The sequence below is a fragment of the Bradyrhizobium macuxiense genome (assembly GCF_007993935.1).
GTDB lineage: Bacteria > Pseudomonadota > Alphaproteobacteria > Rhizobiales > Xanthobacteraceae > Bradyrhizobium > Bradyrhizobium macuxiense_A.
This window is the reverse complement of the sequence record NZ_VITY01000002.1, coordinates 252,574-267,705: the sequence shown is the minus strand read 5'-3', so window position 1 is coordinate 267,705 and position 15,132 is coordinate 252,574. Positions and strand designations below refer to the sequence as shown.

Genomic DNA, 15,132 nt, shown 5'->3' with positions numbered 1-15,132 from the left:
GCCGTCGGCCAGTTGCTATCGTCCCGGCCGCCCGGGCGATCGATCCGGGGCCTGCAACGACAAACATTCGGGAGCACTCCATGCGTTATCTCACTGCGCTCATCGGCGCGGCCTGCATCGCGTTCGTCTCGGCCACCGGCGCATTTGCCCAGGTGCCTTCCAATCCCGACAATCCCAACGACGTCGTCCCCGATGCGCTCGCGCCGCCGCCCTATGGCGAGCCGATCAACCTCGAAACCGCCAAGAAGGTCGCGGCTGCGGCGGTCGCCGAGACCCAGAAGCGAAACTGGAATGCGTTCTGCATCGCGATCGTCAATCCGGCCGGCGAGCTCGTCTATTTCGAGAAGCAGGACAATTGCCAATACGCCTCGATCGGCGTCTCGCAGCACAAGGCGCGCACCACGACGCGCTATCGCCGGCCGACGCTGACGTTCGAGAACCTGATCGGCAAGGGCGCATACTTCACTTATCTCACGACCCTCGACGACGTGATCGCCTCGCGCGGCGGCAACCTCCTGATCGTCGACGGCAAGATCGTCGGCGCCATCGGTGTCAGCGGCGGTTCGGGCTCACAGGACAATGTGATCTCGCTCGCCGGGCAAGCTGCGCTGAAGTAGGAGCAAACGGTGCGAGCTTCTGCCGGAGCCCTATTCCGGCAGAAGCTTTCCCTGCTTTCGCAGGGACGACAGCGGAGCGAGCTCGAACCAACTACTCCACCGCAGCCCCGACCGGCGGTCCGCCCGGCGGGCGGTGCAGGAAGGTGATCGATGCATAGGCGCCGACCCACGAGCCGGCTGCCGCGAAGGCGACATAGAGCCAGTTCTCGGTGTAGCTGATCACCGCATAGGAGGAGAGCACGTACCAGACGCTGCTCCAGGTCGCCGCCGGCACGCGCTTGCGCGCGACGACCGCCGAGGTGAACATGACGTAGACCGCGTCGGTCGCCGCGGTCGCGAGGAAGACGCCGCCGGCGGTGATGGGATCGATGGCAGCCATTGCAACTCCTGTTCGGGTCGGCCAGAAGGCATGATCCGGAAAATTGTGAAGCGGATTTCCGAGAAGATCATGCCCAAACAAGGCATGATCCGGAAAAGTGTGAAACGGTTTTCCGAAAAGATCATGCCCAAATAAGGGTTTGGATCGGGCATTGCCTTTTTGTCATCATGCTCGGGCATAGATTAATCGCAAAGAGGATGCGCATGCAGGACATCCGTGAAATCCTTGCCGATGTCTGGACCGGCGCCGGCGGAGCGCCGTCCGCGCTCGATGCGGTCAGGCTGACCGGCAGCGAGCCGCAATTGCCGTCGTCGTTTCGTGTCGCAGCCGCCGCGCAGGCGCCGATCGCCGCGGCCGGCCTTGCGGCGGCCGAGATCTGGAAAGCCCGCAGCGGTGAGGCGCAGGACGTCGCGGTCGACATCCGCCATGCCGTCGTGGAATGCCGCAGCGAGCGCTACCTGCGGGTCGACGACAAGCCGCCGCCGCCAGCCTGGGACAAGATCGCCGGCGTCTACCGCGTCCGCGACGGCCGCTTCGTCCGCCTCCATACCAACTTCCCGCATCACCGCGACGCCGCCTGCAAGGTGCTCGGCTGCAACGCTGAGCGTGACGAGGTGCAGGCCGCGCTGTTGCAGTGGGACGGCGAGGCATTCGAGACCGCGGCCTATGCGGCCGGCGGCGTCGTCGCCTTGATGCGCTCATATGACGAGTGGTCGGCGATGCCGCACGCCCGGGAACTGGCGAAGCTGCCGCTGATCTCGATCGAGAAGATCGGCGAGGCCGCGCCGAAGCCGTGGCCCGCCGGGAAGCGGCCGCTGGCCGGCATCCGTGTGCTCGATCTGTCGCGCGTGATCGCAGGTCCCGTCGCCGGCCGTACGCTCGCCGTGCACGGCGCCGATGTGCTGCTGATCTCGGGTCCCGACCTGCCTGATATCCCCTGGCTGACCATCGACACCGGCCGCGGCAAGCTGACGACGTTCCTCGAGCTGCGCAGCAAGGAGGGGCGGGGCGTGATGCGCGATCTCGTGGCGCAGGCCGATATTCTCTCCCAGGGCTATCGTCCGCAGGCGATTGCGCGGCTCGGCTTCTCGCCGGAGGAAGTGGCCCGCATCAATCCCGGGATCGTCTATGTGACGCTGTCGGCCTATGGCCATGCCGGTCCGTGGGCGGAGCGCCGCGGTTTCGATTCGCTGGTGCAGACCACGACCGGCTTCAATCACGCCGAGGGGCAGGCGGCCGGCGTTGATGGACCGAAGGAATTGCCGGCCCAGATGCTCGACCACGCCACCGGATATTTCATGGCGTTCGGTGCCATGATGGCCAAGGCCCGCCAGGCGCGGGAAGGCGGCAGCTGGCACGTCCGCCTGTCGCTGGCGCAAACCGGGCGCTGGCTGTGGAATCTCGGCCGCCTCGAGGCGGGCCTCGCGACCGAGGACCTCAAGGCGGAAGCGGTGCTGCCCTTCATCGAGCGGTTGCCGTCCGGTTTTGGCACGCTGAGCTCGGTCCGGCACGCCGCCGTGCTATCGAGGACCCCGGCCCAATGGTCCCGTCCGGCCATGCCGCTCGGCAGCAATCCCCCGGAGTTTCCCGGATGAGACATTCAGCCACCATTCAGGGTATCCGAACTTTAACGACCCGCACCGCCGAAGTGCGATTTTTAGGTTGTTTGCAACGCCAATTCGGCACTATTAGCGCACCGCTGGGGCCGTCCCGCCGGAAGCTGCAACGATCGACCCTGCGGACCGCATGCTGAAAGAGTTTACCAAGAGAATGCAGAGCTTTAGCCGCCCGCGCCTGCTCGTGGCCGCGGCGGTGCTGGTGGTTGCCTGCGCCGGCGCCTATGGCTACACCCGTTTCGGCTCGGAAAAGCAAGCGCCGTCAGAAGTCTCCAGCCAGTCCCGCAAGGGGGGCACGCAATATGCGCCGTCGGCCGCCGAGTGGGCCAGCCTGACCTTCCAGACCGTGGCCGAGCACACCTTCCGCTCCGAGCTGGTGACCGAGGGCAAGATCGGGATCGATGAGGACCGTTCCACCCCGGTCTACTCGCCCTATACCGGGCGGGTGACCCGTCTCCTGGTGCGGCCGGGCGATGCCGTGGTGAAGGGGCAGCCGCTGTTCGTGATCGAGGCGGCCGACACCGTGCAGGCGCAGAACGACTATGTCGCCGCGATGACCGGTCTCAACAAGGCCCAGTCGGCGCTCGACCTGGCGCAGATCCAGGAAAAGCGCGCCAAGGACCTGTCCGAGGGCAAGGCGATCCCGCTGAAGGATTACCAGACTGCGCAGGCCGCGCTGGTGCAGGCGCAGAACGATGCGCGCTCGGCGCAGACGCTGCTGGAAGCCGCGCAGAACAAGCTGCACATCCTCGGCTTCGGCGACGAAGCCATCACGACCTTGCAGCAGAAGGGCCGCCTCAATCCGGAGACGACGGTGTTCGCGCCGATCGGCGGCACCGTGGTCCAGCGCAAGGCCGGCCCCGGCCAATATGTCTCGACCGGCGCCAGCGACCCGGTCTACGTGATCGGCGATCTCTCGACGGTCTGGCTGATCGCCTTTGTCCGCGAATCCGACGCCGACAATGTCGCGATCGGGCAGGACCTCAGCTTCAGCGTGATGGCGCTGCCCGGCAAGGTGCTGAACGCCCGGGTGAACTATGTCGCCGCCGCGATCGACGCGACCTCGCGCCGGCTGCTGGTCCGCGCCACCATCGACAATGCCGACATGCGGCTGAAGCCCGAGATGTTCGCCAATGTGACGCTGTATTCGAAGGGCGATCACCCCGCGGTCGGCGTGCCGAAGCAGGCGCTGATCTACGAGGGCGATCAGGTTCGCGTCTGGGTCGCGAGGGCCGATGACAAGACCATCGAGCTGCGCCAGATCAAGCCCGGCCTCATCAATGGCGACCTCGTCGAGGTGGCCGGCAATCTCAAGCCGGGCGAGCAGATCGTGACGAAGGGAAGCCTCTTCATCGACCGCGCCGCATCTGGCACTTGAGACGCATGATCCGGAAAAAGGGGACCCGGCTTTCCGGATCGACCATGCTCAACACGACAAATTCTCACCGTTGAAAGTGCCGATCTGAATGGATCGCCTCGTCGCCCTTGCCGTCAATCGCCGCTACTTGATGGTGGCCATGTTCGTCGCCGTCTTCGTCGGCGGCCTGCTTGCGTTCAAGCAGCTCAACATCGAGGCCTATCCCGATCCGACCCCGCCGATGGTCGACATCGTGACGCAGAGCCCGGGCCTGTCGGCCGAGGAGATCGAGCGCTACATCACGATCCCGATCGAGACCCAGGTCGCCGGCATCAAGAACCTCAAGACCATCCGCACCATCTCGCTGTACGGCCTGTCCGACGTCAAGCTGCAGTTCTCCTTCGACTACACCTATGACGAGGCGCTGCAGCAGGTGCTCAACCGCCTGTCGCAGCTCGCCCCGCTGCCGGGCAACGTGCAGCCCGGCATCTCGCCGACAAGCCCGATCGGTGAAATCTTCCGCTATCGCCTCAAGGGGCCGCCGAACTACAGCGTGCTCGACCTCAAGACGCTGCAGGACTGGGTGCTGCAACGCCGCTTCCGCGCGGTGCCCGGCGTGATCGACGTCACCGGCTGGGGCGGCAAGACCAAGACCTATGAGATCCAGGTCGACTTCAACAAGCTGGTCGCCAACGGCCTGACCCTGCCGCAGGTGCTGCAGGCGGTCTCCAACGCCAACATCAATGTCGGCGGCAACACCGTGAACATCGGCTCGCAATCGGCCGTGGTGCGTGGCGTCGGCCTGATCCGCTCGATCGACGATCTCGCCAACACCATGATCTCGCAGTCCGGCGGCAATCCGGTGCTGGTCAGGGACGTCGGCGCCGTCACGATCGGCGAGAAGCCGCGGCTCGGCATCGCCGGCATCGACAGCGACGACGACATCGTGCAGGGCATCGTGCTGATGCGCCGCGGCGAGCAGAGCTCGCCCACGATTGCCCGCGTCGAGCAACTGGTCAACCAGATCAACGGTTCGTCGATCCTGCCGCCGGGCGTCAAGATCGAACGCATCTACGACCGCAAGGATCTGATCGAGCTCACCACCCACACCGTGCTGCACAACATGGTGGTCGGCATCCTCTTGATCGTGCTGTTGCAGTGGATATTCCTCGGCGATCTCCGCAGCGCGCTGATCGTCGGCGCGACGATCCCGTTCGCGCTGTTCTTCGCCGTGATCATCCTGGTGCTGCGCGGCGAATCCGCCAATCTGCTGTCGGTCGGCGCGATCGATTTCGGCCTGATCGTCGATGCCACCGTGATCATGGTGGAGGCGATCTTCCGCCGGCTGTCGCAGACCACCGCACTATCGGAAGCCGAGCGTGCGCACATCTCCGAGGACACGGTGATGGGGATGAAGAGCCATGCGATTCTGTCGGCGGCCGCCGACGTGTCGCGCTCGATCTTCTTCGCCGCCACCATCATCGTCGCCGCGTTCCTGCCGCTGTTCACGCTGGGAGGCGTCGAGGGCAACATTTTCGGCCCGATGGCGCGAACCTATGCCTATGCATTGGCGGGCGGATTGCTGGCGACGTTCACCATCACGCCGGCGCTGAGCGCGATCATCCTGCCGGCGCATATCCACGAGACCGAGACCTGGATCGTCAAGAAGCTCGACGCGATCTATCTGCCGGCGCTGAACTGGGCGATCGCCAACCGCAAGGTCGTGATGGCCGGCGCCGCCGGCCTCGTGGTCATGACCATCATCTTCGTCCGGTTCCTCGGCCTCGAATTCCTGCCCAAGCTGGAAGAGGGCAATTTGTGGATCCGCGCCACGCTGCCGCCGACGATCTCGCTGCAGGAGGGCAACGCCTATGTCAACGAGATGCGGAAGCTGATCCGCAGCCGTCCCGAGGTGGTGTCGGTGGTGTCGCAGCACGGCCGTCCCGACGACGGCACCGACGCCGCGGGATTCTTCAATGCCGAATTCTTCGCACCGCTGAAGCCGGCCGGCGAATGGCCTGACACCCACGACAAGGACGTGCTCACCGCGCAATTGCTGACGCAGTTGCAGGAGAAATTCCCGGGCGTCGAATTCAACTTCTCGCAATACCTGCAGGACAACGTCTCGGAGGCGGTGTCGGGCGTGAAGGGCGAAAACTCGATCAAGCTCTATGGCAATGATCTGCAGGCGCTGACCGACACCGCCAACAAGATCAAATCCGTGCTGTCGACCGTGCAGGGCGTCACCGACCTCGCGGTGTTCACCTCGCTCGGCCAGCCGACCGTCCAGATCGACGTCGACCGTGCGCGCGCGGCGCGCTACGGCCTGTCCCCGGGCGACATCAATGCCACGATCAAGGTCGCGGTCGGCGGCGACACCGCGGGCGACCTCTATGAACCCGGCAGCGACCGGCACTTCCCGATCATCGTTCGCCTCGCGCCCGAATACCGCAAGAGCGCGGAGGCGATCCAGAACCTGAGGATCGGGGCGTCGAACGCCAATGGCGGCATCACGCAGATCCCGCTCTCGGAAGTCGCCTCGATCAAGCTGATCTCCGGCGCGGCCTACATCTATCGCGAGCAGCAGGAGCGCTATCTGCCGATCAAGTTCTCGGTGCGCGACCGCGACCTCGGCAGCGCGATCCTGGAGGCGCAGCAAAAGGTCAACGAGCAGGTCCAGTTGCCGCCCGGCTCGCATCTCGAATGGGTCGGCGAGTTCGGCAATCTGCAGGATGCGATCAAGCGGCTGTCGATCGTGGTACCGATCAGCCTCGTGCTGATCGCGGTGCTGCTGTTCTTCAATTTCGGCTCGATGGTCGACACCATGCTCGCGATGAGCGTGATCCCGATGGCGATCTTCGGCGGCGTGCTCGGGCTCTTGATCTCCGGCATCCCGTTCAGCGTGTCGGCGGCGATCGGCTTCATCGCGCTGTTCGGCATCGCCGTGATGGACGGCATCATCATCCTGTCGCAGTTCAACCAGCTGATCGACGAAGGCTATGACCGGATGCGCGCGGTAATCCGCACCGGCGAATTGCAGCTTCGCCCGGTGCTGATGACCTGCGTCGTGGCGGGCGTCGGCCTGCTGCCGGCGGCGGTGTCGGAGGGCATCGGCTCGCAGGTGCAGAAGCCGCTCGCCATCGTCGTCGTCACTGGCATGATGCTGGCGCCGCTGGTGATCCTGATCACGTTGCCGGTGCTGATCTCCTACTTCTCGCGCCGGCCGAAAGATAACCTCAGGTGAAGCCGTAGAGCCGCGCGGGGTTGTCGACCAAAATGGTCTTGCGTACCGCGGCGTCCGGCGCCCAGACCGGAAGCTGGTTGAGGAGGCGGCCGTCGTCGATCTGGTACAGCGGCGTCACGTCGGTGACCTTCTTGCCCGCCGGCGTCACTGAATCCGGGTGCGGCCAGTCGGTGCCCCAGACGATGCGCTCGGCATTGGCCGCGATCAGCGCCTGCGCCAGCGGCGTGGCGTCGGCATAGTCGGGCGCAAGCTTGGAGGCGCGATAGGCGCCGGAGATCTTGACGTAGGCCTTGCCGGATTTGACCAGCGCGAGCAGGTCGTCAAAGCCCGGCTGACCCGTACCCAGGGCGGCCTCGGCGCCGCCGAAATGGTCGAACACGACCGGTACCGGCGCTGCTGCGACCAGATCCTTGATCGCGGAAATCATCGCGAGGCTGGTGAACAGCTGGACATGCCAGCCGCGCGCCTTCATCCGCTCGATCGCGCCCGAGAAGCGTTGCCGGCCGACATTGGGATCGTTGACGCCGCCGGTCGCAAGGTTGAGGCGGATGCCGCGGAAGCCGGCCTTCTGCATGGCGTCGAGATCGCTCTCGCTGGTCTTGTCGTCGATCACGGCGACGCCGCGCGCCGTCGGACCGCGCGCCGTCATGCCGAACAGCGTCGACGAATTATCAGGGCCGTAGACGCTCGGCGTCACGATCACCACGCGTTCGACATGCAGCGCCTTGTGCAGCGCGGTCATCTCCTCCGGCGAGGCCGGTTCTGGCGTATAGACGCGGCCCGCGAAGAACGGGAATTTCTCGGGGTCGCCATGGATGTGGGTGTGGCAGTCGCATGCACCGGCAGGCACGTCGAAATTCACCGGGGTCGATGGTTGTGCGGCCTTGGAAAATGCGTTGCTGCTGGTCATGGTCACTCCCGCTGCGATGGAAGCCAGCATCATACTGCGTCGCGTCAGCATTGGACGTCTCCCTGCGTGCTCGGCTGTTATGCGCGCACTCCGCGCACCGGCATTATCTGTTGCCGGCGGGGGCGGAGGTTATCGGCGGCGAGAGCGGGCGGAAAGGGCCGGTTCGCGCTGCGACCGGTTCCACGAGGCCTATTGTCCCGACGGCGTGCGCAGGCCGTGCCAGGCGTCGCGCACCTGATGGTAGTGCACCTCGGGCAGGTAGTCGGGCGTCTTGAGATTGAGCGTCTTGACGTCGAGGCGTCCGATCGCGCTGAGCAGCGTGTAGGAGGCGACCACGCGGTCGCGCTGCGCGCCGATCAACCGCGCCCGCGCCGTGATCAGATCCTGCTGGGCGTTGAGCACGTCGACCGTGGTGCGCTGGCCGCCGGCGGCTTCCTTCTGCACGCCGGCCAGTGCGACCTCGGCAGCCTTCACCTCGGACTCAGAGGCCGACACCGCGATCTTGGCGCCCTCATTGGCGACCCATGCGCTGACCACGGCGGTCTTGGCCTGGTTGCGGACCTGGTCCAGCACGAGGCGGCTCTGCGCGGCCACTTCCTTGGCCTGCCGGGTCTGCGAGGCCGCGGTGCCGCCGTCATAGATCGGCTGCGTGACCTGGCCGATCACCGAGGCCTGGTCGGTCCCGAACGTACCGAGCGTCTGGTCGCTGTCGCGGCTGCGGCTGACGCTGCCCTGCAGGGTGACGTTCGGCATCAGGCTGCTCTCGGCGACGCGGATCGAGGTCGAGGCGACGTCGACATCGAAGCCGGCCGCGGTCACGGCGGGATGTTCGTGCAGCGCAAGCGCGATCGCATCCTCGCGGCTGCGCGGCAGCAGCCGGTCGGTGGTTTCCGCCGGCCGCAATTGCGACGGCGAGTTGCCGACCACCTGCGCATAGGTGGCCTGGCTGACCGCGTAGTTGACCTCGGCGGCGTTGAGATCGGCGAGGCCGCGGTTGAGGCGCGCCTCGGCCTGGGCCGTATCGGTCGGCGTGACGTCGCCGGCATTGAGGCGGCGCTGCGTGATCGCCTGGGTCTCCTTCAGGAAGGCGACGTTGGAGCGCTGCGCCTCGACCAGGGTCTGGTTGGCCAGCACGTTGGTATAGGCGGTGACGGCGTCGAGCAGCACGCCCTGGCCGACATTGCGCAGCGCCTCGCGGCCGGATTGCACCTGCAGTTCGGCGACGCGGACGCTGTTGGCGGTCTTGAAGCCGTTGAACAGGGTCTGGGTCACCGTGACCCCTATCTGCCACGGCTTCAGCGTCGCGGTCTGGATGACGTTGCCGGGCAGCAGGTCGCGCACCGCCTGAAGGCCGACCGAGAGGCCGGCGCTGACCTGGGGACGATAGCCGGCCAGCGCCTGCGGCACGTTCTCGTCGGTGGCGCGCTGGCGCGCCCGCTCGGCATTGAGCTGCGGATTGGTCTGGTAGGCCTTGACCAGGGCCTCCGGCAGGCTCTCGGCGCGGGCCGCGGTGTCAGCCAGCAGCGCGCATACCAGCGCGCCAAGGCCGATGCCCGACAAAAGCACGCGCCTCGCCACCTCGCCAATACCAGCGGCACGCTCAACCATGTGATCCCGCACACCAAACCCCGGCAGTCCGCCTCCGCCGACGCCGTCGACACATCTACCTGTTTACGGGGCGGCGCCGCCACAGGCAAACCGCCCCGCGACATCTGCACATCATTTCGGTTGTTGTCTGTTGCCGGTTCGTCACAGGCGAACGCGACTGTCATATGAAGTATAAATTCGAACCGCCGGGTGCCGATTCCGCGGCGCCGGTTATCCACTGTCTCCGCCGGGTCCATTGCTGATGCCCATACTGTTCTCCGACCCCGAGGCGATCGCGGAGCACATCATTCGTGACGTCGGAACCGAACTGGTGGTCGGGCTGCCGCTCGGCCTCGGCAAGGCCAACCACATCGTCAACGCGCTGTATGCGCGGGCGGTGGCCGACCGCTCCATCAACCTGACGCTGTTCTCCGCGTTGACGCTGGAAAAGCCGAAGCCGAAGAGCCTGCTCGAACAGCGCTTCATCGGACCGGTGATAGATCGCCTGTTCGGCGGCTACCCGGATCTCGCCTATGCGGATGCGCTGCATCGCGGCGCGCTTCCGCCCAACATCAAGGTAATCGAGTTCTTCTTCCTCGCGGGGCAGTGGCTGTATCAGCCGTTCGCGCAGCAGCACTACATTTCCGCGAATTACACCCACGCGGCGTCGTACCTGTTGTCGCGCGGACTGAATGTCGTTCCCCAGCTGGTTGCCAAGCGCGTCATCGACGGCGTGCCGCGCTATAGCCTGAGCTGCAACACCGACACGACGCTCGACGTGCTGCGCGCCCGGGCACAGGGACGGGCGTCTTTCAAGCTGATCGGCCAGGTCAATTCCGAGCTGCCGTTCATGCCCGGACCCGGCGACCTGCCGGCCGATGAATTCGCCGCGGTGCTCGACAGTCCGGATACCGATTTCCCGCTGTTCGCGCCGCCGTCGGAGCCGATCAGCGACACCAAATATGCCATCGGATTGCATGCCGCCGGTCTGGTGCGCGATGGCGGCACGCTGCAGATCGGGATCGGGCAGGTCGGCGATGCGCTGGCGCAGGGCCTCGTGGTCCGGCATCGCGACAACGCACAATTCCACGGCATCATGCAGCGCCTTGCGCCCGGTACCGCACAGGCCGCAGCGGCCGAGACCGGGCCGTTCGAGAAGGGCCTCTATGGCGTCAGCGAGATGCTGTTCGAGGCGTTCCTCGGGCTGATCGACGCCGGCATTCTCAAGCGCGACATTGGCGGCGTGATGCTGCACGGCGCATTCTTCCTGGGGCCGCAATCCTTCTATCGCGCGCTGCGCGAGATGAAGCCCGAGCAGCTGGCACAAGTCCAGATGATGCCTGTGTCCTTCACCAACGAGATCTTCGGCGACGAGGAGGGCAAGCGCCGCGCCCGTGTCGATGCGCGCTTCGTCAACAACGCGATGATGGCGACGCTGCTCGGCGCTGCGATCTCCGACGGGCTCGACAACGGCCAGGTCGTGAGCGGCGTCGGTGGCCAGTACAATTTCGTGGCACAGGCATTCGCGCTCGAAGGCGCACGCTCGGTGCTGGCGCTGGAGGCAACCCATCAGTCCGGCAAGAAGGCGCAGTCGAACATCCGCTGGTCCTATGGCCACGAGACGATTCCGCGACACCTGCGCGATATCTTCGTCACCGAATATGGCGTTGCGGATACGCGTGGAAAATCCGACGCGGACGTGATCGCCGCGATGCTGGAGGTGTCTGACTCGCGTTTCCAAAGCGAGTTGATGCGGCAGGCCAAGGATGCCGGCAAGCTGCCACGTGATCACGAAATCCCCGCCGCGCACCGCGAGAACTGTCCGGAGCGAATCAGCGCTGCGCTGAAGCCCGCGCGCGATTCGGGCCTGCTGCCGTCATTCCCGTTCGGCAGCGACTTCACCGACGTCGAGCAGCGGCTGATTCCGGCGCTGCAGATCTTGCAGCAGGCCCAGCGCTCGTCGCTGCAACTCGCCGGCCTGCTGTGGCAGGGCATGCGGCATCCGCCCGATGCCGCCGACCGCGAATGCCTGGCTCGGCTCGGTCTCGACAAGCCGGCACACGTCGCCGAGCGCGCCTATCGCGCGCTCGTCACCGCGGCACTGCAACGGAGCCGCAACGCATGATCCGGAAAACTGCGAAGCGGTTTTCCGACGAGATCATGCGCAAACAAAAAGCTAAAGCGCGATCACGCTTCAACCTGATCGCATCGCGCTTTAGCGGTTCTTGTTGACCGGCTTGCGCTTCTCGATGAAGGCCGCCATGCCCTCGGAGCGATCCTCGAGCGCGAAGGTCGAGTGGAACAGGTTGCGCTCGACATTCATGCCTTCCGAAAGCGGCGTCTCGAACGCGCGGTTGATGGCCTCCTTGGCCATCGCGGCGGCCGGACGCGACATCGAGGCGATCTTCTCGGCCGCGGCGAGCGCCTCTTCCTGGAGCTTGTCGGCGGGAACGATCCGCGACACCAGGCCCGAGCGCTCGGCTTCCGCCGCATCCATCATCCGCCCGGTCAGGCAGAGATCCATTGCCTTCGACTTGCCGATCGCGCGGGTCAGGCGCTGCGTGCCGCCGATGCCGGGAATGGTGCCGAGGGTGATTTCCGGCTGGCCGAACTTGGCGGTGTCTGCGGCGATGATGATGTCGCACATCATCGCGAGCTCGCAGCCGCCGCCGAGCGCATAGCCCGCGACCGCCGCGATGGTCGGCTTGCGGCAACGCGCGACGCGATCGCCGCCGATGGCGGTGAAGTCGCTGTTGAACATGTCGATGAAGCCCTTCGGCTGCATCTCCTTGATGTCGGCGCCGGCGGCGAAGGCCTTCTCGCTGCCGGTGATCAGGATGCTGCCGATCTTGTCGTCAGCCTCGAGATCGTCGACCGCCGCGGCGATCTCGCGGAACACGCCGAACGACAGCGCATTCAGCATTTTCGGCCGGTTCAGCGTGATGACGCCGACCGGTCCCTTGCTCTCGACAATGATGAATTCGAACGTAGCCATGACGCAAACCCCGTGCCTGATTTGGCGGGCAATGTGCCCGCTGGCGGGATGCGCTTCAAGGGCCGAAGCGAGGCTTTGGGCCGCGGTGCGGCGCTACCCAGCGCCGCAAGCCGCAAGCGCCTCGGCTAGGCCATGAACATCCGTGCGGCGGAGGCCACCGTGAGCAGGGCGCCGAAGCCGATGAAGATCTTCCCGATCAGTGAGGTCTGGTCCCAGCTCGCGCTGTCGCTGCTCGCCAGAACCGGGGCCGGCTTGGGTGCCGCTGCGGCGGCGGGCGGCGGCTGCACAGCCGGCGCCTCCTGCTGGGCGGTCTGTGGCTGAACCGGTTGCGGTTGTTCCGCCGGCTGCTCCTGTTGCAGGGCCCGGTCGAGGTCGTTGAGCTGGTCGGATGCGACCACGCTGCCGTCGGGGTGCGCGTCGGCGGGCTTGTCGGAGGCGGCCATCACCGGATTGACGCTTGCCGGCGGGGTGCTCGCATTGCCGTCGCCGGAGGTCAGCTCCGCATTGGCATTGGCGACCGTGGCCGGCATGCCGGCCGACGTCACGCTGCCGGCGTCCTTGCTGGCCGTCTTCTTGCCCTCGGATTTGTCAGCCGACTTGTCGGCGGTCTTGGACGAGCTGTGACGCGCATGGCGCCGGACATGCCGCGAACTCTGTTGCGCGGACTTGTCGGTCGTTGCGTTGTCGGATTTCGATGCCGATGCGTCCGAACCGGCCGCATGTGCCGGCAACGGAACAGCGAGACACACGGCAAGCCCGGTCAGCCCTGTCGCAACCATCAAGGCCAAGCGCCCATTGGCTTTGATCTTCATTCTGATGATCTCCCCATTTCGCCCGTCCCAATGCCGAAATGAGACCCCGCTGCGTGTCCACACCGGGGCAAAAAAAGGGAATCTTCGGGCCTCAGGGGGCAAAAGCTGGGCAATTTCGTCCCAGCGGGTGATCGGCTACTGCACCCCGATGCTTGTCGGACCGATCGGTGTTATGAGCCGTGGCGTCTGGAAACCCGCCGGAGCGATTCTTTGCGCCCGATCTCCGGCGCGGCCTGACCGGAGGATCGCGATCACGAATTCGTGATATTCTTGGTTGACCGCGTAACGAACTGAAAGATCGGCCGAATTGCAATTCAGGAGCCTGCGTGCGCGAACGTGAGGATGAATGGACCGACCTGATGCGGTCGGCCATTTCTGGCGATGACGCGGCGTATCATCGCCTGCTCAAGGCCATCACGCCGGTACTCCGTGCCGCGGCGCGACGTGGCTTGGCGCGCGCGGGACAACCGGTCGATCAGTCCGAGGACATCGTGCAGGACATCTTGTTGGCGGTTCATTTGAAGCGACAGACCTGGGACAGCAACGCCCCGTTCGCGCCGTGGCTGTTCGCGATCGCGCGCAACAAGCTGATCGACGCGCTGCGCCGCCGCGGCAAGCGCATCTTCGTCAACATCGATGACTTCGCCGAGACGCTGCCGGGGGAAACACCGGAGCCGACGGCATCGCCCAGTGAGGTCACCGCCCAGTTGCAGGCGTTGCCGGCACGGCAGCGCGACGTGCTGCAATCGATCGCGGTCGACAGCGCCTCGATCAAGGATACCGCGGCGAAATTCTCGATGACCGAGGGCGCGGTGCGGGTCGCCCTGCATCGCGGGCTTGCGAGCCTTACCGCGAAATTACGGGACCAATGAGCATGGATACCGATCAACTCATTCGAACCCTTGCCGCCGACAACGCGTATCGTGCGCGCCCGATCGGTGTTGCGCTGATGCTGGCGCTGCTGGCGGCGGCGCCGGTCTCGCTCTTGATCTTCTTCGCTGAGCTCGGCGTGCGGCCCGACGTGATGACCGCGATGCATAATCCGTTCTTCGACCTGAAGTTTGCGGTGACCCTGGCGCTAGCCGCCTCGGCGATCGCGGTCAGCCTGCATCTGTCACGGCCGGAAGCCTCGCTGCGCAGCTTCGGCTGGTGGCTGCTGATTCCCGCCGGTATCCTCGTTGCCGCGATCAGCGGCGAGATGATGATGCCGCAGCGCACGCCGATGATGACGCGGCTGATCGGCAAGAACTCGATGGCATGCATGACCGCGATCCCCGCGATGTCGCTGCCGCTGCTGGTCGGCGCGCTGTACGGGCTGCGGCAGGGCGCGCCGGCGCGGCCTGCGGTCGCCGGCGCGGTGGCGGGCCTGCTCTGCGCAGGCCTCGCGGCCACCGTCTATGCGTCGCATTGTACCGATGACTCGCCGCTGTTCGTCGCCACCTGGTACACGCTGGCGACCGCGATCGTCGCGAGCGTCGGCGCGCTGATGGGGACGCGGGCGTTGCGGTACTGACTTTTGTAGCCCGGATGCAGCGTAGCGAAATCCGGGGGGCTCGGCGCGGCTTGAGGATCCCGGATTGCGCTTCGCTCCATCCGGGCTACGCCAGATCGGCGA

At 65.8% G+C, this 15,132-nt stretch carries 12 protein-coding genes; 7 read left to right on the top strand and 5 right to left on the bottom strand.

From position 1 onward, the window contains the following. Positions 1-80 precede the first annotated feature (80 nt). Entirely contained in the window at positions 81-617 is a 537-nt protein-coding gene (locus FBZ93_RS05445; protein WP_146984930.1) for a GlcG/HbpS family heme-binding protein, read from the top strand. 91 nt (positions 618-708) lie between these two features. Here the strand turns inward: FBZ93_RS05445 and FBZ93_RS05440 are convergent, their stop codons facing one another. After that, on the bottom strand, positions 709-996 hold the full coding sequence (locus FBZ93_RS05440; RefSeq protein WP_050420153.1) for a hypothetical protein: 288 nt from the start codon (positions 994-996) through the stop codon (positions 709-711). A 203-nt stretch (positions 997-1,199) separates the two neighbouring features. On the opposite strand from FBZ93_RS05440, the gene FBZ93_RS05435 reads away from it, so the two are divergent. From FBZ93_RS05435 to FBZ93_RS05425, 3 genes are all read left to right on the top strand, one after another. Continuing rightward, positions 1,200-2,591: a CoA transferase gene (locus FBZ93_RS05435; RefSeq protein ID WP_146984929.1), complete on the top strand. Its 1,392-nt coding sequence runs from the start codon at positions 1,200-1,202 to the stop codon at positions 2,589-2,591. Positions 2,592-2,742: 151 nt separating this feature from the next. Continuing rightward, the gene (locus tag FBZ93_RS05430; protein WP_146984928.1) at positions 2,743-3,990 is read left to right on the top strand and encodes an efflux RND transporter periplasmic adaptor subunit; all 1,248 of its coding nucleotides are present in this window, start codon (positions 2,743-2,745) and stop codon (positions 3,988-3,990) included. A gap of 88 nt (positions 3,991-4,078) precedes the next feature. Beyond that, the gene (locus FBZ93_RS05425; protein ID WP_146984927.1) at positions 4,079-7,213 is read left to right on the top strand and encodes an efflux RND transporter permease subunit; all 3,135 of its coding nucleotides are present in this window, start codon (positions 4,079-4,081) and stop codon (positions 7,211-7,213) included. Here FBZ93_RS05425 and FBZ93_RS05420 read toward each other — a convergent pair. Both FBZ93_RS05420 and FBZ93_RS05415 read right to left on the bottom strand, forming a co-directional pair. Next, entirely contained in the window at positions 7,206-8,174 is a 969-nt protein-coding gene (locus FBZ93_RS05420) for an amidohydrolase family protein (RefSeq protein ID WP_146984926.1), read from the bottom strand. The genes FBZ93_RS05425 and FBZ93_RS05420 overlap by 8 nt on opposite strands. Positions 8,175-8,312: 138 nt before the next feature. Further along, the gene (locus FBZ93_RS05415) at positions 8,313-9,731 is read right to left on the bottom strand and encodes a TolC family outer membrane protein (protein WP_208763968.1); all 1,419 of its coding nucleotides are present in this window, start codon (positions 9,729-9,731) and stop codon (positions 8,313-8,315) included. 241 nt (positions 9,732-9,972) lie between these two features. Between FBZ93_RS05415 and FBZ93_RS05410 the strand changes: the two genes are divergently transcribed. Further along, positions 9,973-11,835 carry an acetyl-CoA hydrolase/transferase C-terminal domain-containing protein gene (locus tag FBZ93_RS05410; RefSeq protein WP_146984925.1) on the top strand — a complete coding sequence of 621 codons (1,863 nt, stop codon included), beginning with the start codon at positions 9,973-9,975 and terminating at the stop codon, positions 11,833-11,835. A gap of 90 nt (positions 11,836-11,925) precedes the next feature. Here the strand turns inward: FBZ93_RS05410 and FBZ93_RS05405 are convergent, their stop codons facing one another. Next, positions 11,926-12,705, bottom strand: a complete 780-nt coding sequence (locus FBZ93_RS05405; protein ID WP_146984924.1) for an enoyl-CoA hydratase — start codon at positions 12,703-12,705, stop codon at positions 11,926-11,928. Positions 12,706-12,830: 125 nt separating this feature from the next. Next, positions 12,831-13,517 carry a hypothetical protein gene (locus FBZ93_RS05400; protein ID WP_146984923.1) on the bottom strand — a complete coding sequence of 229 codons (687 nt, stop codon included), beginning with the start codon at positions 13,515-13,517 and terminating at the stop codon, positions 12,831-12,833. A gap of 326 nt (positions 13,518-13,843) precedes the next feature. Between FBZ93_RS05400 and FBZ93_RS05395 the strand changes: the two genes are divergently transcribed. Together FBZ93_RS05395 and FBZ93_RS05390 are read left to right on the top strand one after the other, a co-directional pair. Further along, positions 13,844-14,389, top strand: coding sequence for a sigma-70 family RNA polymerase sigma factor (locus tag FBZ93_RS05395; protein WP_146984922.1), 546 nt, complete (start codon positions 13,844-13,846; stop codon positions 14,387-14,389). Between the two features lie 2 nt (positions 14,390-14,391). Then, a complete protein-coding gene (locus FBZ93_RS05390) occupies positions 14,392-15,030 on the top strand; it encodes an NrsF family protein (RefSeq protein WP_146984921.1) in 639 nt (212 codons plus the stop codon). The last annotated feature ends 102 nt before the right edge of the window (positions 15,031-15,132 follow it).

Excerpts from the sequence above, each read along its gene's own strand:
- FBZ93_RS05445 (WP_146984930.1), top strand. The coding sequence starts at position 81 with ATGCGTTATCTCACTGCGCTCATCGGCGCGGCCTGCATCGCGTTCGTC.
- FBZ93_RS05440 (WP_050420153.1), bottom strand. The coding sequence starts at position 996 with ATGGCTGCCATCGATCCCATCACCGCCGGCGGCGTCTTCCTCGCGACC.
- FBZ93_RS05435 (WP_146984929.1), top strand. The coding sequence starts at position 1,200 with ATGCAGGACATCCGTGAAATCCTTGCCGATGTCTGGACCGGCGCCGGC.
- FBZ93_RS05430 (WP_146984928.1), top strand. The coding sequence starts at position 2,743 with ATGCTGAAAGAGTTTACCAAGAGAATGCAGAGCTTTAGCCGCCCGCGC.
- FBZ93_RS05425 (WP_146984927.1), top strand. The coding sequence starts at position 4,079 with ATGGATCGCCTCGTCGCCCTTGCCGTCAATCGCCGCTACTTGATGGTG.
- FBZ93_RS05420 (WP_146984926.1), bottom strand. The coding sequence starts at position 8,174 with ATGCTGACGCGACGCAGTATGATGCTGGCTTCCATCGCAGCGGGAGTG.
- FBZ93_RS05415 (WP_208763968.1), bottom strand. The coding sequence starts at position 9,731 with ATGGTTGAGCGTGCCGCTGGTATTGGCGAGGTGGCGAGGCGCGTGCTT.
- FBZ93_RS05410 (WP_146984925.1), top strand. The coding sequence starts at position 9,973 with ATGCCCATACTGTTCTCCGACCCCGAGGCGATCGCGGAGCACATCATT.
- FBZ93_RS05405 (WP_146984924.1), bottom strand. The coding sequence starts at position 12,705 with ATGGCTACGTTCGAATTCATCATTGTCGAGAGCAAGGGACCGGTCGGC.
- FBZ93_RS05400 (WP_146984923.1), bottom strand. The coding sequence starts at position 13,517 with ATGAAGATCAAAGCCAATGGGCGCTTGGCCTTGATGGTTGCGACAGGG.
- FBZ93_RS05390 (WP_146984921.1), top strand. The coding sequence starts at position 14,392 with ATGGATACCGATCAACTCATTCGAACCCTTGCCGCCGACAACGCGTAT.